Genomic DNA, 23,680 nt, shown 5'->3' on the forward strand with positions numbered 1-23,680 from the left:
GCGGTACAGGTGCAAGCCCGCTAACATCAGTTAAGTATGCGGGTAGCCCATTTGAGCTTGGTTTATCTGAAACTCAGCAAGCGCTTATTGAAAACGGCTTACGTCATAAAGTACGCGTTCAAACCGACGGCGGGTTGAAAACAGGCTTAGACGTAGTAAAAGCCGGTATTTTAGGTGCTGAGAGCTTTGGTTTTGGTACAGGTCCAATGGTTGCGTTAGGCTGTAAATATTTGCGTATTTGCCACTTGAACAACTGTGCGACCGGTGTTGCGACGCAGGATCAAAAACTGCGTGACGACCACTTCATTGGCTTACCTGATATGGTAATGAACTACTTCAAGTTTATTGCTCAAGAAGTGCGTGAAATCATGGCGTCTATGGGTATTGCTAAGTTCGACGACCTTGTTGGTCGCACAGAGCTACTTAAAGTTTTAGATGGCATTACCGCTAAGCAAAACCGTTTAGATTTGTCTCCGTTGCTAGCGCAGCCTAAAGCAGGCGACCATACGCGCTTATTCTGCTCACAAACGACCAACGCACCTATCGATAAAGGTGAATTGAACGCGCAGATGCTTAAAGACGGCCAGCAAGCGGTTGTTGACGGTAAATCTATTACCCTTAAATACCCAATCCGCAATACGGATCGCTCTGTCGGCGCATTGCTATCAGGTGAAATCGCTAAACACCACGGTAACCACGACTTTGAAGATACACCTATCAAAGTTGAACTTACCGGTACAGCGGGTCAGAGCTTCGGTGTGTGGAACGCTGGCGGCCTGCATATGCACCTTGAAGGTGATGCCAACGATTATGTAGGTAAAGGGATGACCGGCGGTAAGCTTGTTATTCACCCACCACGCAATATCTCTTACGACGCCCACGACAGCGCCATTATGGGTAACACCTGCCTTTACGGTGCAACAGGCGGTAAGCTGTTTGCTGCTGGCCGTGCTGGCGAGCGCTTTGGCGTACGTAACTCTGGTGCTATTGCGGTAGTTGAAGGCATTGGCGATAACGGCTGTGAATATATGACAGGCGGTATCGTGGCTGTACTTGGTCCGGTTGGTGTTAACTTCGGTGCAGGTATGACTGGTGGTTTTGCTTATCTTATGGATGATGGCGACGACCTTGATAACCGTGTAAATGCGGAACTGGTCGATGTAATGCCAATTGAAGATAAAGCGATTCTTGCTGAGCACTTACGTGGCTTAATTAATCAGCATTACGAAGAAACAGGAAGCGAGCACTCGTTGTCGTTGCTTACTGACTTCGCCGCAACGCTGAAACGCTTCAAGCTTATTAAGCCAAAAACCAGTGATGTGAAAAACTTGCTTGGTCACATCAGTCGTTCAAGTGCTGAATTACGCATTCAGGCTCAGTAGGAGGATTTAGTTTATGGCAAAGAACGTATATCAATTTGTCGATGTTGAACGTATCGATCCGCCGAAAAAGCCGATCATGGTACGTAAACAAGAGTTCGCGGAAATTTATCAACCGCTGAGCCAATCTCAAACCGAAGGCCAAGCAGATCGCTGCTTGGACTGCGGTAACCCATACTGTGAATGGAAGTGTCCTGTACACAACTATATTCCACAATGGTTAAGCTTGGCGAACGAAGGCCGTATTTTGGAAGCTGCGGAACTCTCTCATAAAACCAACAGTTTGCCGGAAGTATGCGGCCGCGTATGTCCACAGGACAGACTGTGCGAAGGTGCATGTACACTGAATGACGATTTTGGCGCTGTGACTATCGGTAGTATTGAGAAGTACATTACCGATACAGCATTCAAAATGGGCTGGCGCCCAGATATGTCTGACGTGGTATGGACCGACAAGAAAGTGGCGATTGTAGGTGCAGGCCCAGCTGGTCTTGCATGTGCTGATATCCTGGTTCGTAACGGCGTTAAACCTGTTGTTTACGACAAATACGAAGAAATTGGTGGCCTACTTACATTTGGTATCCCGTCTTTTAAATTAGAGAAAGACGTGATCAAGCTACGCCGCCAAATCTTTACCGAGATGGGTGTTGAGTTCGTACTTAACACTGAAATTGGTAAAGACATACAGTTCCAGGATTTGCTTGATAAATACGATGCTGTTTTCTTAGGCATGGGTACGTACAAGTCGATGCAAGGTGGTTTCGATAACGAAGAAGTTGAAGGCGTTCACGAAGCCTTACCTTTCCTTATCGCCAACACCAATCGCGTAATGGGCCTTGAAAAAGATCCTGCTGATTACATTGATATGAAAGGCAAGCGCGTAGTAGTACTAGGTGGTGGTGATACCACGATGGACTGTGTTCGCACGTCAATCCGCCAAGGCGCTGCCCAAGTTACCTGTGCATACCGCCGTGACGAAGAAAGCATGCCAGGCTCTCGCCGCGAAGTTGTTAATGCGAAAGAAGAAGGGGTTGAGTTTAAATTCAATCTTCAGCCTCTAGACATTGCAGTAGATGAAAACGGTAATGCATGTGGTGTTAAGCTGGTTAAAACCGAAATGGGGCCACCGGATGCCAATGGTCGCCGCCGCCCTGTTGAAGTGGAAGGTTCAGAGCACGTACTAGAAGCAGACGCGGTAATTATCGCCTTCGGCTTCCAGCCCAGCCCTGCGCCATGGTTTGCTGACTTCGGCATTATGCTTGATGAAAAAGGTCGCGTACGCGCGCCATCTGCTGGCAAATTTGCTTACCAGACCTCTCACCCGCAAGTCTTTGCCGGTGGCGATATGGTACGTGGTAGTGACTTGGTTGTTACTGCTATCGACGAAGGCCGTAAAGCTGCCGAAGGTATTATGGATTACATAGGCGTTTAACCGTCGCTCTCAAGTCGCTTTATAAAAAGCTCGATAGTTCTGCTATCGAGCTTTTTTATTTAAAACTAAAGAGATACGATTTACATTAGATAGAATAATTGAATAAAGAGATGACATCATGAGATTGCGGACAGGGCTACTTTACGGGTTATTTTTAGTTTCCGTTTCATATTGCGCCCAGGCAGAGGAAAGTAACGCACTTACCACTCACTCGGCTAAAGCTGTGTTCGCAGACTACTTGGAATATCTCACGCTACCCAACGTTGCAACGCAATCAGCAACTGATATAGAAAAGGTTGCGCGTTGGACGGCAACGAAATACAGCGAGTATGGTTTTAATACTCAGCTGCTGGAAAACAACGGCATGCCGATGCTGTATGCTGATTACATGCTAGCTGGGAAAAATGCCCCTACCCTGCTTTTTTATGCACATATGGATGGTCAACCGGTTAACGCTGAGTTGTGGGAACAAGACAGCCCTTGGCAGCCCGTTCTAAAAATCGAAGAAAATGACAGCTGGGTTGAAAAACCACTCTCTTTACTCGATAAAGACTATGACCCTAATTGGCGTATTTTTGCGCGCTCGGCATCTGACGACAAAGCCCCAATTATGATGTTACTAGCAGCCATAAACTCACTTTCGACGAATAAGGTGACGCCATCAGTTAATATCAAAGTGCTCCTTGATTCAAACGAGGAAGGTGGCTCTCCTACCCTCGCAAAAGTGATAGAAAAAAACAAAGCGCAGCTTTCTGCAGATGCCGTAGTAATGTTAGACGGTCCCATGCATCCATCCAACGCTTCTACCGTAGTTTTCGGTCATCGCGGTGCGACACTGGTTAAGCTCACTGTTTTCGGACCAAACTCTGATAGCCATAGTGGGCACTTTGGCAACTACATTCAAAACCCCGCTTTTATGCTCTCAACACTCTTAGCAGGGATGAAAAATGAAAATGGCAAGGTGACTATTCCTAATTATTACGGAGACGCTCCTTTGTCAGAAGAAACAAAACAGGTGCTTCGAGACATTCCTATTGATGAAACTGCACTATTGGCACGCCTTGGGGTAGCAAAGTCAGAGTCTGTAGGTAGCAACTACTATGAATCCATTAGTCTTCCGTCTCTAAATATCAATGGATTGAGCGCTGCAAGCACAACAGCAGTAAGGACAATCATTCCGGCTAGCGCTACAGCGTCCATCGATATTAGAACTACAAAAGAGGCTCACTCGTCCAGACAAGTTAAGCTGTTAAAAGACTATATAACAGCTAAGGGATATCACATTGTGGACGAATTGCCATCAAAAGAAACCCGTCTAAAGCATGAAAAACTCATTCTTATAGAAGTTAGCCCCGGCACTGCAGCACTACAAACGTCCCTCGATGAGCCAGTTGGTCTATGGGCGCAAAAGGCACTAGAATCTGTAAGCGATGAGAAGGTTGTAGTTATTCCAATGATGGGGGGTACTGTTCCAACCGCACCGCTAGTAAACAGTATAGAGAAGCCGGTAATTCTTATTCCATTAGTCAATGCTGATAACAATCAACACGCCCCTAATGAAAACTTACGTATAGGGAACTTTTACAGTGGAACAAATGCGCTGTATCAATTACTGACCACGCCTTATGACCAGTAATAGAGTTGTAGTGATGAAGTGATGCTTTAAACCAAAACTTATACGAAAAACCTCACTAATATACGTTAATAGACCAAGGTTTAGTTGAAGCGCGAGAGTTACGACTCTACTATCGTTTAAGCAATTAAAGACATCGCACATCGGGTGAAGAATCTATCTATGCAGCATTTAAACATTAAGAAACTTACATTTTGTCTAACACTGGCGATAGCAGCGAGCAATGCCAGCTTAGCTGATACCATTGCTGTTGACGCTTCATTAAATGCGCAAGTTAACAACCAAACTAAGAAACAAAGCGTCAACTCTTCACCTAGTAAGCCAAGCATCAGGTCTTGCCCTTCTGATTTTCAGCAAGTTAAGATTTCTGATGATGCAAGACAATGCCAAGCATTTGACGAAAGCAAGACAGCAGTAATGGTTTACCACTCTCCTCGCTCCCCGAGTGAATTACTGAATGTTTACCAAACGGCGCACCCCGCTTTAAAAACTCACACGCCAGTTAGCGGCCGCACGTTGTTATCCTCAGAAGATAAAGGGGTCAGGGTAATAATCAGCCCAGATAATACTGGCTCTCAAGTGGATATTCTTGTTACATCCACAACAAAATAAGCCCTTTTAGCAAGACAACTACGAAATCTACTCATGTTGGCATCTGCTTTGCAAAATCATCAATAACTACTCCACGGTAACAGTGAGTGTCATTTTTATGACGCTCAAACTGCAAACGGAGCCCAAGCTTTTTTCGATATAAATACTTTAGCGGGCTTCTTTATTATGCATTCCGTGGGCTTTAACTATTGATATTTGCGAGGGTTACGATGGAATTGGCAATTATTCTAATGATGTTACTTATTGTCGTTGCACTGGGTGCCATAAAGTTGTCAGACGGCGGTGTCGCATTTCCATTTAGGCGAAAGCCGCAATTGTTCACCCCCGTTGAGCACTCTTTTTTAAACCTTATCGAACAGGCTATGGGAAGAGAGTTTCGCATAGTGTGCCGTGTGCGTCTTAACGATTTAGTGGCGGTTCGCCAGTCTGCAAATAAAAAGACGGCAAGCCAAGCCATCAGCAGAGCTTCTAGCAGACAGCTCGACTTTGTATTAGTAGATAAACACGACATGAGTCCTGTTCTTGCTATCGACTTAGTTCATAGCCAAGGCAAAGATGGTTATAAATCACAAAAAGACTGGTTTGTAACAGGAGCTCTTGATGCTGCTGGCCTTCCTCACGCAAGAATTAAAGTGAAGTCTGGTTATACCGTTGACGATATTCGCGAGTGTTTGGAAAACAAACTCATTCCATATCGCCGTTTACAGCAAAAAATGGCACAGCTGCCAACGCATAATCCAGAGCCACCAAAGCGCCCGACTCGCCCAGTGCGTTCAAGCAGACCAGCTGCAGCTTAAGACATAAGCCCACTTCCCCTGGCCTTTGTTGCTTTGCTATTTTCTTACTCTCAAATAGCGGTTACAGAGGCATTTTTCTGTCAGTTTGCCCGTTTTCCTTATACAATTAACGCATTCAACAGCGTATTCACGCGTTAAACTCCCTCAACACCGTCGGTAAAGTTATGAAAAAAATTGGTATTTTAGGTGCAATGGACGAAGAAGTTGCGCTACTTAAAGCGTCACTTTGGAATGTAAAAGAAACCCAGTGGAAGCACCTGACGTTTTACGAAGGTACACTTAACGACATAGAAGTGGTGCTAGTGAAATGCGGTATTGGTAAAGTGGCTGCAGCAATTGCTACTACTGTACTTATCGAACAGTACGCCCCTGATGCTGTTGTCAATACCGGTTCTGCCGGAGGTTTCGACAAGAATCTAAACATCGGTGACTTAGTGATCGCCAGTCACGTTATTCACCATGATGCCGATTTAACCCATTTTGGCTACAAGCTCGGTCAATGCGCAGGTATGCCTGAAGATTTCCGTTGCGATACAAGGTTAATGGAAGCCGCTCGTAGTGCTGCCACAGGCATTACGTCGCTTCAGTCGACAACAGGTTTAATCTGTACGGGCGATGCGTTTATCGGTAGCGACGAAGCTGTAGCAGAACTGCGTGAAAACTTCCCAGACATGAAAGCGGTTGAGATGGAAGGTGCAGCTATAGGTCAAACTTGCCATATGCTCGACACGCCTTTCCTTGTCATTCGTTCATTGTCGGATATTGCAGGAAAAACGTCGTCAGTGAGCTTTAAAGAGTATCTAGACACTGCCGCTAAACACTCAGCACAATTAGTTATGGCAATGATTAAGGCCCTCGCAAAATAAGATGACAGAGGTAATTAGCGACCCGCAATACCAGTCGCTATTCGTACTTTGGCTGGCTATCGCCGTTGACGCATTATGGCGCTGGCCCCAAAGTACTCATCCATTAACGCTCATGCGCTACCTCGTTCAGCAAATGGGGCGCAAAGTGGTGCCCTCTCGCGAATACGGTAGGTCTCAGCACTATATTTCAGGCTCATTAGCCGCCCTAGTTCTTCTTGCGCCATTGGTAGTATGTGTTGCCATCTTGGTGTACATGGCCCAATACCCCGTATTCTTTGAGGCGATTATTCTTGTCGCACTGCTCGATTACGGTTACCAGCGTCAACAGTACAAAAAAGTGCTGGCGAGTGTGGGAAGAAATAAAAAATCCCTCGCACGTGAAATGGCGCAAACCATTACCGCACGTCAATGCGCTTCACTTTCCGATATAGGAATTGCCAAAGCCGCGATAGAATCGCTTTGGCTGAAGTTTCTTTATCTTTATTGCGGCGTCATTTTCTACTTTGTAGTGGCAGGCCCCATAGGCGCACTCATTTATCGATTGCTTTTGCTCACAACTTGGCAGTGGCATTACCGAACCCCTGCAATGACTTTCTTTGCCAAACCCGTACGTAACCTTGTTTACTTACTTAATATGCCGCCCGCGGTCATTGGTGGTCTAGCAACACTACTGGTCAGCCATCCTATTAAAGGGTTTCGCGCCATAAAGCGCTCCCCAGTGAAAGATAAAACGTCGCTACTGCTTGCGCTTATGGGCGGTGTGCTTGATATTAAACTCGGCGGACCAGCAATTTATGCCAACAAGAAGATTCGATACACCCGCGTGGGAGGCGCTAACGAGGTAAAGTACTCTCACATGTTGACAGCCAAAAATACGGTCACTCATGCCATGATTGCGGTTAGCGCCTTTGCATCGTTAGCTATGCTGGCAATGGCCGTAGCCCAATGAAAACAGCAGTTATGATGAAAACCATTTTTTTTGTAATTTTAAGCTATTTACCTCTTCTCACATTTGCTAACTCAGAATCAGATGCCGAGACAAAGCACCTAGCTCATTCAGATCAATTTGCTTCTGCCGATGTTGCACCAAGCTCGGAATCAAGCGCCTTATCAAATTCCGTCGAGCTAAAGATAGTCAGCCTTGCGCCCCACCTTACCGAATGGGCATTTAGTTTGGGCTTAGGCCCTAACCTTGTAGGTGTAAGCGACTATAGCGACTATCCTGACGCCGCGAAAAATATTAAGCGGGTGGCGGATTTTCAAGGTGCCGATATCGCTACCATTGTGGCGTTAGAACCTGATTTAATTCTTGCATGGGATGGAGGCAATAAGCCGCAAGATATCCATAAGCTTTCCTCGATGGGTCTAAACGTATTTAGCAGCAAGGTCGAAAATATCACTGATATAGCCAGCGAAATTAAAAGGCTTGGGGCACTTACAAATACGCAAAAGCAGGCGACCCAGCTCTCCAATGATTTTCTCAACGAACTAGCCGAACTTCGAAGTAAATACGACAAATCCTCGCTTATACCAGTATTTTATTATTCGTGGACTGCTCCACTTATGACCATCGGTCCCAACGCGTGGGGTAACCAACTGCTGAATGTGTGTGGTGCTCAAACATTATTTGCAGACAGTCCTGTAGACTATCCTCAAGTCGCATTAAAAGATGTACTTACTCGCCAACCTCATGCACTCATTGCGGCATCTAAAAGTACGCATTCAGAACTTGAGGTATTCTGGCGTGATCATCGCTCTTTCCTCAAAGCCCCCTTAATTGTTGTTGATCCAGACGTCACCAGTCGGTTTTCATTGCGATTAATAAATGAACTAAAAGTACTCTGTAAAGGTATTAAAGAAAGCGCATAAGCGTTATACTTAAGTCTAGACCTGCTGGGCTGTTTTCAATTGATACACACCGACTTGGCTCAACTTAAGCGCCTTTGTGTAACAGAATAAGAGCAGGTTCTAATCTTCTATAAAAAGGTAAGAGTTTTTATTCATGCGGATTGTTGTTGCGGGTTTTCTAGTTGTTATCAGTGTTGCATTGTTTGTGTCGCTTCAGTGCACAGCGAAAGCGACCGCGCAAGCCTCTGTTGCCGCATCACCATATCTTATCGAGCGAGTTGCGAACAACGACTGGCTCCTTATTGATGTTCGCTCTCCGCAAGAATTCGCCGATGGTCACATTCCTGGCGCAGTAAATATGCCCCATGAAAATATCAATGACTACCTTAGCGAATTAGAAGGCCACAAAAACAAGCCTATTATCATTTATTGTCGTTCAGGCAGAAGAGCCAAACTGGCAATGAAAGTATTGGAAGAACTCGATTTTTCTGAAGTCATGCATTTAGAAGGCGATATGTTAGGCTGGAGTGCCGCTGGCATGACAGTTGACCGAATGTAGACTCAATATTCCGCCTTCTCCTTCGTATTAGTCTTTGGCACTAAAGATGTTGTAAGTTCAACCTCTTGGCTGATTACTGTGTGTAACTGAGCCCCTGTGATACACTCTTTTTACTCGACGATTGTATGAAACACCCATGAAAATAGATATTGCTACTCCGGCCATGTTATTTCCGGCGATTTCTTTATTGCTTCTAGCCTATACCAATCGCTTTTTGACGCTTGCAACTATTATCCGAAACTTTTCAAAAGAAGAGAGAGATGAGAATACTCAAGCACAAATAAAAAACCTTCGATTACGTATTCAACTTATTAAGCGAATGCAAATAGCAGGTGTGGGTAGTTTTTTTCTTTGTGTAGTATCCATGCTAGCGATATACCTCACCTATCAACAGGTAGGAAACTGGGTGTTTGCTGCAAGTTTAGTATCACTTCTATATTCACTATGGATGTCGGTAAGAGAAATATTGATATCAGTTGAAGCCTTGGATGTGCACCTTGACGGGATGAAAAACGCCCCGCGTAAAGAAAAAGTATGAAGCCCACAAATCATTTGAGCCACATAATTCAAAGTGATATCAGCTACGAGTCTCTAGCGCCTGAGTTTTTTGCAGGGGTGATTGCTCTTGGCAATCACGTGCACGGAGATAACTACCTAACCAACGAGCTACTTGCTGATTACTATGCAAAGAGCTTTGTTGGCAATACTAATGCTAGCTGGGTAGCCCTATACAAACAAAAAGTTGTTGGTTTCAGGCTCACCTTTGCGCATAAGCAATGGGAAGCAGATGAGTGGTGCAGCCCTTCCCTTTGGCCAGTAGATCCAAATACCGTATGTTATTTCAAATGTAATACGGTATACCCCGCAATGCAGGGCTGTGGAATTGGCAGCAGACTATTAAGTAAATCGATTGAATGTGCGCAAACTCAAGGCGCAGAAGCGGGTTTAGCACATATTTGGTTGGCAAGTCCGGGCAACAGCGCATTTAAGTACTTCACCAAAAATGGGGGGCAGCTTATCAAGAAACACCCCAATAAATGGCGCTACGCATCTATTCACGAAGGCTACGATTGCCCTGTATGCGAGGGTTTTTGCGAGTGTGAAGGTGCGGAAATGCTACTTCAATTTCAAGCCCCATAAGTACGCCAAAGGTAAAAACGTTTTTATTCTATGACCTACGACCCTCTTATTTCACGCGGCGTTTCATCAATGTTACCCGCGGCAAACAGCTACTGGCATGCCACACATAAACCACCGACAATACCGCCTTTAAACAAGAAGGTAAACACTGAGTACCTCGTCATTGGTGGTGGTTATACCGGTCTTTCAGCTGCCATCACTCTTGCTCAAGCGAAACAAGAAGTCACGCTACTTGATGCGAATTCACCGGGATTTGGCTGTGCGGGCCGCAACGGGGGCTTTATCCTCTCGGGTAGCGGCCGATTGAGCTTAAGCGCCATAGAGGACAAGTGGGGTCGCGACATCGCCAAAGCTATGCAGGAAGAGTTTGATGGCGCGGTACACCTGCTTAAACAACGTATTGCAGACTTTGATATGCAGGTCGATTTGGTAGAAGGACCCTATTTAAAACTGGCGCATAACCCAAAGCAAGCCGAACTACTCTGTGCCAGTGCTAAGCATCTTGAGTCACACTTCAATGTGCCGAGCTCTCCACTTAGTGAAAAAGACCTTATTGCGCGCTTTGGTATTGAAGGGGCGTATGGTGGCGTTGAGCTAAAGGGTGCATGCTTACACCCTTTAAAATTAGTGAGCGAATATGCAAGAGTAGCAAAGGAGCTTGGAGCAACGCTTTTTTACGACTCGCCAGCCATTCGCATTGAAAAGCACAAGACCGGATATGTTGTCGCAACACCCAGCGGGTCAGTTTCGGCCAAACACATACTCATTGCTACTAATGCTTATACCCCTAAGCGCTTTCATGACAGCGTAGACAATAAGCAATTTCCTGTTCAGTCGAGCATTTTTGTCACTGCGCCATTGAGTAGCGAACAGCGCGCAAAGTCTGGCCTAACCACGCCAATGAGCTTTATGGATACACGGATGATGAAATACTACTACCGTGTTTTGCCAGATGGCAGATTATTATTCGGCGGTCGTGGTGCCGTAAAAGGTAAAGATGCAGATAACGCGTCAGAGAAACAGCGACTATACCGCGCTATGGTAAAAAGTTTCCCTTCACTTAGCGGTATAGCCATGGATTATTTTTGGAGTGGTTGGGTAAGTGTATCGTTAGACAATATGCCGCGGATTTTCATCGACAATGAGGTAAGCGGCAACAATTTAAACCGCTCTAGCGGTAATATCGGTTACGCCATGGGGTATTGCGGTTCGGGCGTTTCTTTTGCCGCGTTTGCAGGGCAACGACTTGCTCAACGTATGATGGGTAGCAATGACGTCGATTTATCGCTTCCCCTTTATCGTTCTCCTTTGAAAACCTACCCCTTTGCAAAAGCAAGAAGGCTAGCACTGCATGGCTTGTACCAATGGGCGAAAATAGCAGAACGCTAGTAATGGTTATAAATTACGATTCACCTTAAAGTTAAGCATTGCATGCTGTCTATAAATTAGGCTATTTTAGGTATCTATTCTTTGACGGAGTCACCTCATGTCATATATCGATGCCTTTGCTGTAGCCGTTCCCACTGAAAATAAAGCGTTATACATTGAGCACGCCAAACTCGCCGGCGATATTTTTAAAGAGTATGGTGCGACTAAAATACTTGAAGCTTGGGGTGACGATGTCCCTGAAGGGGAAGTCACGTCTTTCCCGATGGCTGTTAAAGCCAAAGAAAATGAAACCGTGGTGTTTTCCATTGCATTTTGGCCTTCAAAAGAAGTACGAGATACTGCATGGAAAAAGGTGATGGAAGATCCCAGAATGCAGGAAAACGAAAACCCCATGCCTTTCGACGGTAAGCGCCTTATTTATGGGGGCTTCGTACCAATGCTGGAATTATAAGACTATTAGTTTCAGCTATTTCATATCTTCTATTTTCTTTAGCGCCGACGGCAAGTCGGCGGCTAACTTTTTGTACCGGCGGTATACAATAAAAACGACCACGCTGTTTATCAAAAGCTGTGTCCCCCACAGCGTGAAGGCATTAAACATCAGTACATTAAATACGGCGAGTGCCAGCAATCCACACCACAAAGCTAAGCATCCATAGAGGCTAATTTTCCAGTAATGTAATTGCTGTCTTAATTGGTTTTGTTTAAACGCCAACATTGACTGAACGTCTAACGTCTGGACCTTCCACTGTTTTTGCCTTACCCAATATCCCCATGCCCCGAAAGCGGCGGGAATAGGTGTGAGTACCATGAAAAGCAAAAATTGATACGTGCTAAGTGGCTCGAACAACACCAAAGTTAAACACCACACAGAAACCGCTAGCCCGAGCACCAAATCAACGGCACCTTTTAGTTTAAGTTTAAATCTTGCGCTCTTGGTTTCCTTTATCAGTGCATCTGTATCTACTGAAGGGGTTGCATCCTTGTAGGCACTTTGCCACTGAGCGAGTTGCTTATCTAATTCGTTCATTTGCGTGCTGCTCTCGGCCATACTTAATTTTTCTTCGCTCAAGGCTCTTTTGTTATCGCTCAAGGCTTTTTTATCTTCGCTCAAGGCTTTTTTGTTATCGCTCAAGGCTGTTGCTCCATTATCTGCGTTAGCTGTTGGCGGGCGCGGCTTACTCGCTTAGCAACGGCACTCTCTTTGATACCTAACATATTGGCTATTTCCAGCTGACTAAAACCTTCTAATAACAAAGCCAGTACCTGTCTGTACTTTATTTCTAGTTGACGTAAGCCTGTCAAAAGATCCATCGCATTCTCTTGTAACGTGGCATCCCGAGATGAGCTGGCGCTGGTTGTGTGAGAAGAATCAAATTCGCCGTCATGGTTAAACTCTTGACGCCGCTGCTCTTTAATCACGTGATCGACCGCCTTGTTATGCGCTACTTTGGCCACAAACGTTTTCACACTTGCCTCACCGCGAAAGCCACTACCACTGTCTTTTGAAGCTCCTTCAAAAGCGCGCCAAACCGCCAGTGACATTTCTTGTATCAGCTCATCTTGAAGTGATTTATTAGCCTCAAATGTTGTCGCAATACGCGCCATGAGCGGCGCGTATTCACTAAGCAGTTTTTCTATTTGAATGGTTTCTTTCACTGCATTTCCATTTTTATTATTTTTTAATTCCACGCTTTAAGTGAGCTGTTGAATTACGCTTCCTAGCTGATTAGCGAAATAAGCGCTGGTAAGCAACAAAGCACATACATGAAACAATAGGGCCAAACACTAATCCCGACAATGCGAAAGTATAGGGCGCAAGTGCAACTGTTAAGAAAATCAGGGCACCTATTATCAACATCGGCTTATAAGCGCCCACTACTGCAGCAATACTATTTGTAAAAGATGCTGGGATTGAGCGATGTTTTAAAATAAGCAACATAGGTACAAATAAAAGCAGTAAATTTATTGGTGTTGCCGAGCCCATCATTAGCCCGACCTTCCAAGCGGGTACATCTACTACAACACCATTTGCTAACGCCGCCACTGAATCTGCGCCCATTAACATAGCGCCAATTTGAAATTGTATCCACGCGATCACTGGCCCGGTCAAACTCCACAAAGCAACATTTGTCCATGAGCGCAGGGTTCCGCCCGACAATCTCACCTTGTTATTTTCTGCTAAGTTGGCAATGGCCAGCCACATCACGGCAGCCAGAAGCGGACCTACCCATTTAGATATGCTTAAGCCAATTGGCCCTGCTAGCGCTTGAATGAGCCCCGCGGCTAATAAGGTAACAAAAGAAAGCCCCATTAATTTAAAAGGCGCTTTTACAAAAAGCTGCCAACCCTCTTTCAGCCATGTGAACGCTTCCTTCGCAGGAAGGCTCTTGTTAGCTTGATGGTATGTTGCACGAGTTGAAGTTACCGTTGTCATGTTTTTATCCTTTGCATTGCGTAAGCGTTAGTATTGAGTTTCACTGTTGTTTCATCCCAGCCTGCTACGCGTTAACTGCTTATCGTACAGTTGGGTTCATTGATTGATTTTTCCCCTATAGACGATAGCGATTGCAAAATCCTGACAAACTTTTTCAAAAAAAAGTAAGAAAAATAAAAAAACGTTTAACGACAATTACTTATAAACGTTAAAGCCAATATCCCCCACTTTCAAATTTGGCTTGATGCTTAACTTTGTATGAGTAGTTAGGGCCTTCTAAAAAAATGATCGCCCTACTATCCACTAGTACTTATATTTCAGGCAAAAAAAAGCCCGCTTAACTAAGCGGGCTTTCAAAAACTATCAGAAAAATATTAGGCTAGCGTAATACGCGCAAACTTGCGTTTACCCACCTGATACACGTTTTCACCTTTTTCGGTGATTACTAAGCGGGTGTCTTCCACTTTATCGCCGTTAATTTTAACTGCGCCTTGCTTAATCATGCGCATAGCATCTGAAGTCGAACCTACAAGGTTAGCTTCTTTCAACAAATTACCAATGGCAATACCTTCATCGCTCAATGCAATTTCAAGCTCGGGCATGTCGTCAGGAATAGCGTTCTTCTGGAAACGTTGAATAAAGTCCTGATGCGCGCCTTCTGCCGCTGCGTCGTCATGGAAACGTGCAATAATCTCTTTCGCCAGCATGATTTTGATATCACGTGGGTTTTCACCGTTCGCAACGCGAGTTTTAAGCTCAGCAATCTCTTCTAGCGGACGGAAGCTTAGAAGATCATAGTAACGCCACATCAAATCATCAGAAATAGACATCACTTTACCAAACATGTCGTTTGGCGCGTCTGTAATACCAATGTAGTTGTTCAAAGACTTAGACATCTTCTGAACGCCGTCTAGACCTTCTAGAAGCGGAACCATTACAATAGATTGCTGCTTTTGGCCTTGCTCTTTTTGAAGCTCACGACCCATTAGCAAGTTAAAGCGCTGATCAGTACCACCTAATTCAACGTCTGACTCTAGCGCAACAGAATCCCAACCTTGCACTAACGGATACAGAAACTCGTGAATAGCAATTGGCTGACCGTTGTTATAACGCTTTTTAAAGTCATCGCGCTCTAGCATACGAGCAACCGTCTGACTTGCAGCAAGTTTGATCATGCCCGCCGCACCAAGGTCGTCCATCCACTCTGAGTTAAAACGTATTTCCGTTTTATCTTCATCAAGGATCTTGAACACCTGTTCTTGATACGTTTTCGCGTTCTCTAATACCTGTTCTTTACTTAAAGGCTTGCGTGTTACATTTTTACCTGTAGGATCGCCAATTAGGCCAGTAAAATCGCCAATAAGAAAAACAACTTTGTGGCCTAGTTGCTGGAATGTACGCAACTTGTTGATCAACACAGTGTGACCAAGATGCAGATCAGGCGCAGTTGGATCAAAACCCGCTTTGATGGTTAGGGTTTTGCCGGATTTTAGTTTTTCAATTAAATCCTCTTCGGGGAGTATTTCATCAACGCCCCGTTTAATCTCAGCTAGCGCTGTTTGCCAATCTTTCATTTGTACGTCACACTCTTAAAAAAACTGTATATTCAATATTGGCGGGCATTTTACGCGTACAACGGAACCATTAAAAGGTTTGCGCGTCAAAAAACGGATTACAAACAGTCATGTTGTTAAACCCAACAGCTTTTAACGTGGAAATAGAGTGCTGAATTAACGTGGACTGTATTCAGTAAACTCAAGAAATAGTCTTCATGATAAGAGCTATTGGGTGTAACAATTTGCGCTAACAATATAATGAGAAAAGTTGCATTTTTAAGCAACGTATGTGAAATAGTGTTGTGCACATAACATTTCTCAGGTGGGCAGTAGTATGAGAAAGAAATTAGACGCTTCTAAAGCGCTCAATTTATTTAAAAAATTACCGAAACAGCACAGAACTGGGTTAGCAGTAGCTAGCTTATTTCTGGGTGGGCTTATTCTTTTTCCAAGTGAACCAGTAGAAGCCAGTCGCCATCAAGAAGCACACATTCTGGATGCGGGTGTCCGCTATCCGGTGGAGCTTCATATTGCGCCGTCAACCAACGTATTTTCTGGTGAAGAAGAATCTTCATGGCAGACGTACAAGGTGCGCAGTGGCGATACATTAGCAAAGCTTTTTAAGCGTGCTGGCTTCACTTCGCGTGACGTATATAACGTAACGCAGGCAGGAGAGCTAACAAAAACGCTGGTTACTTTATTGCCCGGCGATGAACTATCGTTTAAAGCGAATAAAGACGGCAGCTTCGGCGAGCTAAAGTACAAATTGTCTTCGACTGAAACCCTGTTTGTACGTCCAGAATCGTCGGATGAGAACAGCGCCTTAACCGCTGAGCTTGAAAAGCGGGATGTAGACATTCGCTACAACTTCGCCCAAGGTGAAATTCACTCAAGCTTTTGGAACGCTGCCAGTGATGCAGGCTTAACCAGCAACCAAATTATGAATTTGGCGGGTATTTTCGGCTGGGATATCGACTTCGCCATTGAGATCCGTTCTGGCGATACGTTCAACGTAGTATTCGAAGAGCAATACATCGACGGTGAATTTGTCGGTTACGGCGACATCGTAGCAGCGGAATTTACTAACCAAGGCGAGCATTTTAGCGCTATTCTTCACGAAGATGGCACATACTACACGCCTGAAGGGCGCAGTATGCGTAAGAGCTTCTTACGTGCGCCGGTGAATTTTAGATATGTAAGCTCTAACTTCACAAAAGCTCGCTTCCACCCCGTGCAAAAGCGTTGGAAAGCGCACCGCGGTACAGATTATGTTGCTGCGGTTGGTACGCCAATTATGGCTGCGGGTGACGGTAAGGTAATTAAAGCCGGATACGATAAATATAACGGTCACCATGTATTCATTCAGCATGGCGAGAAATACACAACCAAATATCTTCACTTTAAAAAGCGTGCAGTGAAGGTAGGAGATACGGTTAAGCAAGGCCAAACCGTGGGCTATTTAGGTAGTTCAGGTATGGTTACTGGCGCCCATCTTCACTACGAGTTCTTAGTGGATGGTGTTCACCGAAACCCTCGTACGGTAGAGCTACCGAAGGCGCTTCCTATTGCTAAGGAAGAGAGAGAAAGATTTATGGAAATTGCCGCAATACGCCAAGAGCAGCTAGATAATAACAAGCGCATTATGCTTGCAATGAAATAGCGACGACTAAATGGCAAAATATATTGGCCTGATGTCAGGTACTAGCATGGACGGCGTCGACGCCGTCCTGTGCGACATCTCGCAAACGTCTTGCACCACCCTCGCCGCCCATTCAATTCCTTATTCTGCCGAATTACTTACTGCACTCAATGCACTTTGTAGTGAAGGTCCTGATGAACTTAATAGTTTGGCCATCGCTGATAGACTGGTTGCTGAAACCTTTGCAAAGGTCACCTTAGCGCTGATTGAGAAAAACAACCTACATCCTTCGGATATTACGGCTATTGGCTCGCACGGCCAAACCATACGTCACCACCCAAATTCCGATGTATTGTCAGCACACTTTGCAGAATCATCCATACGCGGCTTCACCTGTCAGATAGGCGATCCTAATACCATCGCTGTTCTTACCGGCATTGATGTTATTGCCGACTTTAGGCGCAAAGATATAGCCCTTGGTGGTCAGGGTGCTCCCTTAGTGCCCGCTTTTCACAATGCAGTATTTGCCAGTGATGATAAACACCGGGCACTCGTTAACATTGGCGGCATAGCAAACGTTTCACTGCTTGCGCCAAAACAAGATGCTTCGCCACCTAAAGGGTTTGATACCGGACCCGGTAACACCTTGATGGATCAGTGGATAAGCCTTCATTTAAATAAAAGCTTTGATGAAGATGGAGCATGGGCTGCGTCAGGGCATTGTCACTCAGGTCTGTTAGACAGGCTCTTACTGGATGATTACTTCGCTTTGCCTGCGCCTAAAAGTACTGGCAGAGAGTATTTCAATATTAATTGGTTAAGCAATGCGCTCGCCGATTACTTCCCTTCTAGTGCAGAGCTGCAAAGCGAAGAAAAGAACAATAATTTAGCCCCTAAAGACGTGCAAGCATCCTTACTTTCGCTAACAGGTAGCACTATCGCTCAGGAAATTGTAAAGCATTTACCTAAAACGAATAGAGAAGGCGCAAAAAGCGAAGTTATAGTGTGTGGCGGTGGCGCATTCAATAAAGCATTAATGCATAACCTGAGCAATGCGTTAAGCGATTATGTAGTAACAGACAGCCATGCTCTGGGCATCCATCCACAGCACGTTGAAGGCGCAGCATTTGCGTGGTTTGCACATGCGTATGTGAATGATATTCCAGGCAATGTGCCTGCAGTCACAGGGGCTTCGAAAGCCACGGTACTCGGAGCGTTATATAAAAAAGCGTAAGGGCGACAGACTATCGCCCTCAAACGCTTTATTGGTTCTTTTTATAAAAGCAACGTCACCACCTTAACTTGCCGTAACAAACATATTCGCCATTACCAATACCAGCGCGTAACCCACGCTATACGCTGCAAGAAGAAGCAACACGAACTTGCCGTATTTGGCGAACGTCAGGCCCTTAACCTTACTCATGGTAACAATGCCTGCTGATGAGCCAATAATAAGTAACGAGCCCCCCACGCCTACTGCATACGTGAACGCCATCCACTCAGCTGTCGACATGGCAATGTCCGCTTTTAACAACGCAGCAGTTAATGGCACATTATCTATCATGGAAGACAACACCCCCATCACAAAGTTGGCCCCTGTTGAAGGCATTACGCTATATACATGTAAAAGTGCGCCCAATGCGTCAATGTGATCGAGCATTCCGACAAGCAGCAACACCCCAAGGAAAAACAGAAGCGTGTCGAATTCTATTAGGCGAATATAGTCCAAGATAGGATCATCATATTTTTCTTCTCCCATAAAGGTTGCCACTAAAAACATAACCGCCATACCCGCTAAAAACGAAAGCATAGGTGGAATAGCAAAAAGCACATTGGCAATTAACGTCAGTACAATAGTGGACAGGAATATTCCCGCAATTACGTAATCAACCGGCCTAAGTTCATGGCGTGTTTTTTTTATTTTAACCTCCCCCTTCATACCTATACTCAACAGTAACGCTAGAAATAGTACTGCTGTGAGTGAAGGAATAATAAGTAAGAGCAGCTGAGTTATAGTGACCTTATCATCCAAGAAAATCATAAGAGTGGTGACATCCCCGGTTATTAGCGACACGCCCCCAGAGTTCACCGCAAATACCACTAGCACGGCAAATCGCATGGTTTGGTTGAAGGGCAAACCCAAGGATAAAACCATGGCAATAGACACCAAGGTCGCTGTGATGTTGTCAGCTAGCGAGGAGAAGCAAAAACTAAAAATAGCGGTAAAGAATATGAGTTTTTTGAGGGTTATTTTTTGCGGCATGATAATGTTTAACATGTTTTCAATCATGCCTTTGCGGTTAAGGTAAGCAACGAAAGTCATTGCCGCTACAAGGAATAACCAGAGGGTGGATATTTCGTTTATGTTTTCTATGAGGTGTTCATTGAGCTCTGCTAGGTGAGGGCCCCTATTCGCATCTATGAAAAGAAGGATCCATGCGAATGTTCCGAAAAATAATGTGGTTTTGGCTTTATTCACGTGTAGCACTTCTTCAAATACCACACCCAATAATGCCATTACCGCTATGCCAATGAGCACATAGTCCAGCATACGTTTTACTCCCAAATTGTCAGGGGTGAATTATACGATTGCTGTTCATGCTTTAGCAGGTGTTCTGCGCTATACAAGGGGAAAAATCAGTTATATTCAACATGCACTAAACTGATGAAAATACGGTGAAAAAATGCTGTTAACTAATTGAGTGCATTCCTCAAAAAAGTGGAATACATAACGTATTCAATATACAAAAAAGGCCAGTGATAGAATCACTGGCCCCGTACACGTTTCTGAAGAAATACTATTTAGCTATTCCCATTTCCATCTTTTTAAGGGCATCTGCGTCTATTTCGGACTGAGGCTTAGCGCTGCTCTTTTTGGCGCGCATGTCGAAGTAGCCATAGCCACCTACTAGCAAGAAGCAAATAGCTGGAACAATATATGACACAACAACACCTGCGCTATCAATAATGGCGGCTTGGAACAGCGGCATAATAGCTCCACCAAGAATGGCCATTACAAGGCCTGCTGCGCCTAGCTTAGTGTCTTCCCCCAGACCTTCAAGCGCAATGCCGTAAATCGTTGGAAACATGAGTGACAAACAGGCAGAGATAGATACCAATGCGATTACGCCTGCTAAATTAGGAGACTGTGTCATGAAGATACATAGCGCCATGGCAATCAGTGACATGATCATTAGCAGTCTAGCTGGATAGAGGTACTGCATAACCCACGTCATCACGAAACGAGAAATTAGAAATACAATCATGCTGTATTGTAAAATTTCACCACCACTCACTTCATTGCCACCTGTCGCTTTCATTGCATATTGGATGGTGAAGGTCCACACGCACGTTTGTGCTCCGACATTAAAAAACTGAGCCAATACGCCAAACCGATAATGCTTGTTGGCTACTAACCGCTTAAGCGAAGCGCCCAACTGAACGTCTTCCACACTAGACTCAACCGATTCTTGAATTGGCGCTTTGATCAGGAAGATTGCAACCCAAACCAAAACGAGTACACATGCCATACCTACATAAGGAAGCATTACCGCATCAAGCTCAGCCCCTATCACGTTTTTAAGCTCGCTTACCGACATGGCGGCACGCTCTTGTGCAGATGCCTGATTCAGGTTTGGCAATATAAGTGTTGCAGCCAAAAACACACCTAAATTAGTACCAACGGGATTAAATGCTTGAGCTAGATTTAAACGGCGTGTCGCACTTTTTTGATTTCCCATCGCCATGACGTAAGGGTTCGCCGACGTTTCCAGAATGGATAATCCACCAGCCAATACAAAAAGTGCAGCAAGGAAAAAGCCGTAAGTCATGGTTTGGCTTGCAGGATAAAACAAGAATGCCCCCGCGGCCGCGCAGCCCAGTCCGGTCAATACACCTGTTTTATAAGAAAAGCGCTTGTTGATAAAAGCAGCAGGGATGGCTAAGCAAAAATACGCGCCATAATAGGCAAATTGAACCAATGCCGATTGCAAAGACGACATGGTAAATATTTTACTAAATACCTTTACCAAAGGGTCTGTCATGTTCGCAGCCACACCCCATGCAGCAAAGCAAATCGTTAACAATACAAAGGGAATCAATGTGTCTTTGGAAACCAAAGGGGCGTTGTTTTTCATAAGAACGGCCTTTCGCTTGTAAAAAATTAGTTAACCAATTTAAGCATTGCTCTTTACCCCTGTCAATAAATCAATTTGATTTACTTATTTCAGATTGCGTTAAAAATTAGACTTTATATGTAGACGACCGTTAACAGAAAATGCGTGACTATTATTAAACGGATAAAACCGCCTTTGAAAATTTCTTAATAGACAATGACATAACCTAGATAGCACGCCTCACTGAACGCTTTCTACTCACCTTGAAATACTGCCATCGCATCTCCCCACTATTAACGAAAAACACACAAATGTAGCAAAAGAAATAAATAAACAAGGTTGATTTAATAACAAAGGTTAGTTAGATTTCGTTCAAAACAAGCATATGTTAACGCGTTGTAACGTTAGCTAACTCTGATTTATCTTGCGTCAACAAGGAGTTAGCAACAAATGCGTAGATGTCATCAGTCACACGCTTATAACAAGCTGCGGTTGATAAACATTTTTAATTGAGAGAATAATGATGAAAACACCTACAGTTACCCGTCGCTTTTCTGGATGTAAGACAGGCTTGCAAACAGCGCTCCTCGCAAGCACCGCCATTGTTGCCGCCACTGCGTCAGCATCACAAAGTAAGTTTCAAGACGCGTTTGACTTTCAAGCAAGTTATACGGGTGAGTCAGCCACCAATATTGACGGTGGTGAACGCAGAGGCAGTGCCTATGCTGGTCAGCTCTTTGTAGGTGGGGAATTAGATTTAAATACGCTAGCGGGCTGGAAAGACACCAAAATCCATATTGCCATGACAAACCGACACGGCAAAAACTTAGCCGAGCACTACATTGGGAACAGTACGTCCGTACAAGAAATCTTTGGCGGCCAAAATACCCGTCTTGCACGGTTTACGATTTCTTCCTCGTTTTTAGATGGCGATTTAGAACTGGAAGGTGGCCGCACAGTAGCGAATATCAGCTTTTTAGGCTCTGAACTTTGTCAATATTTTCAAACCAATGCTGCTTGTGGGAACCCAACCTTTGTATTTAGAACCAGTAACTTTACTTGGTGGCCGGTTTCGAGTTGGGGTGGCCATGCGAAATACTGGCTTTCGCAAAAAACATACTTTCATACCGGCGTCTATGAAGATAACACCAGTCATCAAGACTTAGGCGATCACGGCTTCGATTGGGCGACTAATGAGGCTACAGGTGTTGTTGTGCCCTTCACTCTGGGATATCAAACTACGTGGGACAATGACGAACTTCCAAGACGCTACGAAATTGGCGGTTGGTACGATGGCGCAGACTACACCGACCCAGTCTTTGATGAGGAGGGCAACTATGCGGCGCAGTCAGGCAATGATTACGCTGTTAGAAACGGTCGCTCGGGTATATTCGCACGTTTTGAACAAACTGTTACTCGTCCTAACCCACTAACGAAAGAAGGGTTAACACTATTCGGTGCCGTGCTAACCGGTACATCGGGCGAGCTGATTGAAGACTACTATATAAAAGCGGGCTTTGTATTGCGAGGCACACTGGCCTCACGCCCTGACGATACCATTGGCTTCGTATTTACCCGTCAACAGTACAGTGACGAAGCGCTAGAGGATCAGCGTATATTAAGAAGCATAAACGGCGGGGTTGGTACACCAGCAAGCAGCCAAACCATGTTAGAGCTAAGTTATGGTTATCAACTCAATGACCACGTAAGAATTCAGCCGAACGTTCACTACATTATCAACCCCGACCAATTCGCACAGCGCGACAGAGCCATGGCACTTGATGATGCGATTGTTCTGGGCCTAAGGTTCGACGTAAACCTAGCGGCTTTGATACTTTAAATCTCCCTGCAATACACTTTACAGCGCCTTCGGGCGCTTTTTTTCAAACCGATGCCATTCCCTGCCGTTGAGTTTAATTAGTTTCAAGGACAACTTTCTACCAATCCAACTTCTCGCTATCTCTGTATTCACTACTATCTTATAGCGTTTTGAGCACCAATACGCTTAGCGCTTCAACATCAATCTATTCTACGTTGAATAAGGAATAAGAATGACAGACTCAGTACTTTTTAGCCCGTTTGATTGGGCAGAGAATACACTGCAAAACCGCATGGTCTTAGCCCCTATGACGAGAGGTAGAGCTGGCGCCGATCGCATACCCAATAAAATTATGGGCGATCACTATGTACAACGCGCAGATGCAGGGCTCATTATTACTGAAGCAACGGCCATTTCAGAAGAAGGCATAGGCTGGGTTGATACCCCTGGAATTTATAC

The 23,680-nt window shown here is 44.9% G+C and carries 23 protein-coding genes; 17 read left to right on the plus strand and 6 right to left on the minus strand.

The window, feature by feature from the left end; all coding sequences use genetic code 11:
• The 13 genes from QVA83_RS19390 to QVA83_RS19450 form a co-directional block, all read left to right on the plus strand.
• On the plus strand, positions 1 to 1,382 hold a 1,382-nt coding region (locus tag QVA83_RS19390; RefSeq protein ID WP_287498831.1), incomplete at its 5' end, for a GltB/FmdC/FwdC-like GXGXG domain-containing protein.
• A gap of 13 nt (positions 1,383 to 1,395) precedes the next feature.
• The gene (locus QVA83_RS19395; protein WP_014977264.1) at positions 1,396 to 2,811 is read left to right on the plus strand and encodes a glutamate synthase small subunit GltD family protein; all 1,416 of its coding nucleotides are present in this window, start codon (positions 1,396 to 1,398) and stop codon (positions 2,809 to 2,811) included.
• 118 nt (positions 2,812 to 2,929) lie between these two features.
• A complete protein-coding gene (locus QVA83_RS19400) occupies positions 2,930 to 4,447 on the plus strand; it encodes a M20/M25/M40 family metallo-hydrolase (RefSeq protein WP_061486465.1) in 1,518 nt (505 codons plus the stop codon).
• Positions 4,448 to 4,606: 159 nt separating this feature from the next.
• Entirely contained in the window at positions 4,607 to 5,056 is a 450-nt protein-coding gene (locus tag QVA83_RS19405) for a hypothetical protein (protein WP_014977266.1), read from the plus strand.
• Between the two features lie 209 nt (positions 5,057 to 5,265).
• Complete coding sequence (locus tag QVA83_RS19410; RefSeq protein WP_014950547.1) at positions 5,266 to 5,853, plus strand: DUF2726 domain-containing protein; 588 nt, start codon at positions 5,266 to 5,268, stop codon at positions 5,851 to 5,853.
• Positions 5,854 to 6,017: 164 nt separating this feature from the next.
• Complete coding sequence (locus tag QVA83_RS19415) at positions 6,018 to 6,719, plus strand: 5'-methylthioadenosine/adenosylhomocysteine nucleosidase (protein ID WP_014950548.1); 702 nt, start codon at positions 6,018 to 6,020, stop codon at positions 6,717 to 6,719.
• 1 nt (position 6,720) lies between these two features.
• Positions 6,721 to 7,668: a cobalamin biosynthesis protein CobD/CbiB gene (locus QVA83_RS19420; RefSeq protein WP_061486466.1), complete on the plus strand. Its 948-nt coding sequence runs from the start codon at positions 6,721 to 6,723 to the stop codon at positions 7,666 to 7,668.
• The gene (locus QVA83_RS19425) at positions 7,665 to 8,588 is read left to right on the plus strand and encodes a cobalamin-binding protein (protein WP_170826515.1); all 924 of its coding nucleotides are present in this window, start codon (positions 7,665 to 7,667) and stop codon (positions 8,586 to 8,588) included. Before QVA83_RS19420 ends, QVA83_RS19425 begins: the two co-directional genes overlap by 4 nt.
• Positions 8,589 to 8,721: 133 nt before the next feature.
• Positions 8,722 to 9,126: a rhodanese-like domain-containing protein gene (locus QVA83_RS19430; RefSeq protein ID WP_014950551.1), complete on the plus strand. Its 405-nt coding sequence runs from the start codon at positions 8,722 to 8,724 to the stop codon at positions 9,124 to 9,126.
• A gap of 136 nt (positions 9,127 to 9,262) precedes the next feature.
• Positions 9,263 to 9,664: a DUF2721 domain-containing protein gene (locus tag QVA83_RS19435; RefSeq protein ID WP_014950552.1), complete on the plus strand. Its 402-nt coding sequence runs from the start codon at positions 9,263 to 9,265 to the stop codon at positions 9,662 to 9,664.
• A complete protein-coding gene (locus tag QVA83_RS19440) occupies positions 9,661 to 10,266 on the plus strand; it encodes a GNAT family N-acetyltransferase (RefSeq protein WP_069944830.1) in 606 nt (201 codons plus the stop codon). The genes QVA83_RS19435 and QVA83_RS19440 overlap by 4 nt, the downstream gene beginning before the upstream one ends.
• A 30-nt stretch (positions 10,267 to 10,296) precedes the next feature.
• Positions 10,297 to 11,655, plus strand: a complete 1,359-nt coding sequence (locus tag QVA83_RS19445) for an NAD(P)/FAD-dependent oxidoreductase (RefSeq protein ID WP_069944831.1) — start codon at positions 10,297 to 10,299, stop codon at positions 11,653 to 11,655.
• A 97-nt stretch (positions 11,656 to 11,752) separates the two neighbouring features.
• Positions 11,753 to 12,106 (plus strand): DUF1428 domain-containing protein, encoded by a 354-nt coding sequence (locus tag QVA83_RS19450; protein ID WP_014950555.1) that lies wholly within the window; start codon positions 11,753 to 11,755, stop codon positions 12,104 to 12,106.
• 15 nt (positions 12,107 to 12,121) lie between these two features.
• On the opposite strand, the gene QVA83_RS19455 is transcribed toward QVA83_RS19450, so the two are convergent.
• The 4 genes from QVA83_RS19455 to tyrS form a co-directional block, all read right to left on the minus strand.
• Positions 12,122 to 12,790, minus strand: coding sequence for a hypothetical protein (locus tag QVA83_RS19455; RefSeq protein WP_231513106.1), 669 nt, complete (start codon positions 12,788 to 12,790; stop codon positions 12,122 to 12,124).
• Complete coding sequence (locus QVA83_RS19460) at positions 12,787 to 13,314, minus strand: RNA polymerase sigma factor (protein WP_069944906.1); 528 nt, start codon at positions 13,312 to 13,314, stop codon at positions 12,787 to 12,789. The genes QVA83_RS19455 and QVA83_RS19460 overlap by 4 nt, the downstream gene beginning before the upstream one ends.
• Before the next feature lie 70 nt (positions 13,315 to 13,384).
• A complete protein-coding gene (locus QVA83_RS19465; RefSeq protein WP_069944832.1) occupies positions 13,385 to 14,092 on the minus strand; it encodes a hypothetical protein in 708 nt (235 codons plus the stop codon).
• A 374-nt stretch (positions 14,093 to 14,466) separates the two neighbouring features.
• Positions 14,467 to 15,666 (minus strand): tyrosine--tRNA ligase, encoded by a 1,200-nt coding sequence (gene tyrS, locus QVA83_RS19470; protein WP_069944833.1) that lies wholly within the window; start codon positions 15,664 to 15,666, stop codon positions 14,467 to 14,469.
• 316 nt (positions 15,667 to 15,982) lie between these two features.
• On the opposite strand from tyrS, the gene QVA83_RS19475 reads away from it, so the two are divergent.
• Positions 15,983 to 17,308, plus strand: coding sequence for an OapA family protein (locus QVA83_RS19475; protein ID WP_049588114.1), 1,326 nt, complete (start codon positions 15,983 to 15,985; stop codon positions 17,306 to 17,308).
• A 10-nt stretch (positions 17,309 to 17,318) separates the two neighbouring features.
• On the plus strand, positions 17,319 to 18,521 hold the full coding sequence (locus tag QVA83_RS19480; protein WP_069944834.1) for an anhydro-N-acetylmuramic acid kinase: 1,203 nt from the start codon (positions 17,319 to 17,321) through the stop codon (positions 18,519 to 18,521).
• A gap of 63 nt (positions 18,522 to 18,584) precedes the next feature.
• Here QVA83_RS19480 and QVA83_RS19485 read toward each other — a convergent pair whose 3' ends face one another.
• Both QVA83_RS19485 and fucP read right to left on the minus strand, forming a co-directional pair.
• Positions 18,585 to 19,838 carry an ArsB/NhaD family transporter gene (locus QVA83_RS19485; protein ID WP_061486471.1) on the minus strand — a complete coding sequence of 418 codons (1,254 nt, stop codon included), beginning with the start codon at positions 19,836 to 19,838 and terminating at the stop codon, positions 18,585 to 18,587.
• Between the two features lie 247 nt (positions 19,839 to 20,085).
• The gene (gene fucP, locus QVA83_RS19490) at positions 20,086 to 21,423 is read right to left on the minus strand and encodes an L-fucose:H+ symporter permease (protein WP_061486472.1); all 1,338 of its coding nucleotides are present in this window, start codon (positions 21,421 to 21,423) and stop codon (positions 20,086 to 20,088) included.
• A gap of 499 nt (positions 21,424 to 21,922) precedes the next feature.
• On the opposite strand from fucP, the gene QVA83_RS19495 reads away from it, so the two are divergent.
• Positions 21,923 to 23,242 (plus strand): carbohydrate porin, encoded by a 1,320-nt coding sequence (locus QVA83_RS19495; RefSeq protein ID WP_014977269.1) that lies wholly within the window; start codon positions 21,923 to 21,925, stop codon positions 23,240 to 23,242.
• A gap of 211 nt (positions 23,243 to 23,453) precedes the next feature.
• On the plus strand, positions 23,454 to 23,680 hold a 227-nt coding region (locus QVA83_RS19500; protein ID WP_502711477.1), incomplete at its 3' end, for an oxidoreductase.

The organism is Alteromonas sp. AO-Serp (genome assembly GCF_017849675.1).
In the GTDB taxonomy this organism is placed as follows: Bacteria; Pseudomonadota; Gammaproteobacteria; order Enterobacterales; family Alteromonadaceae; genus Alteromonas; species Alteromonas macleodii.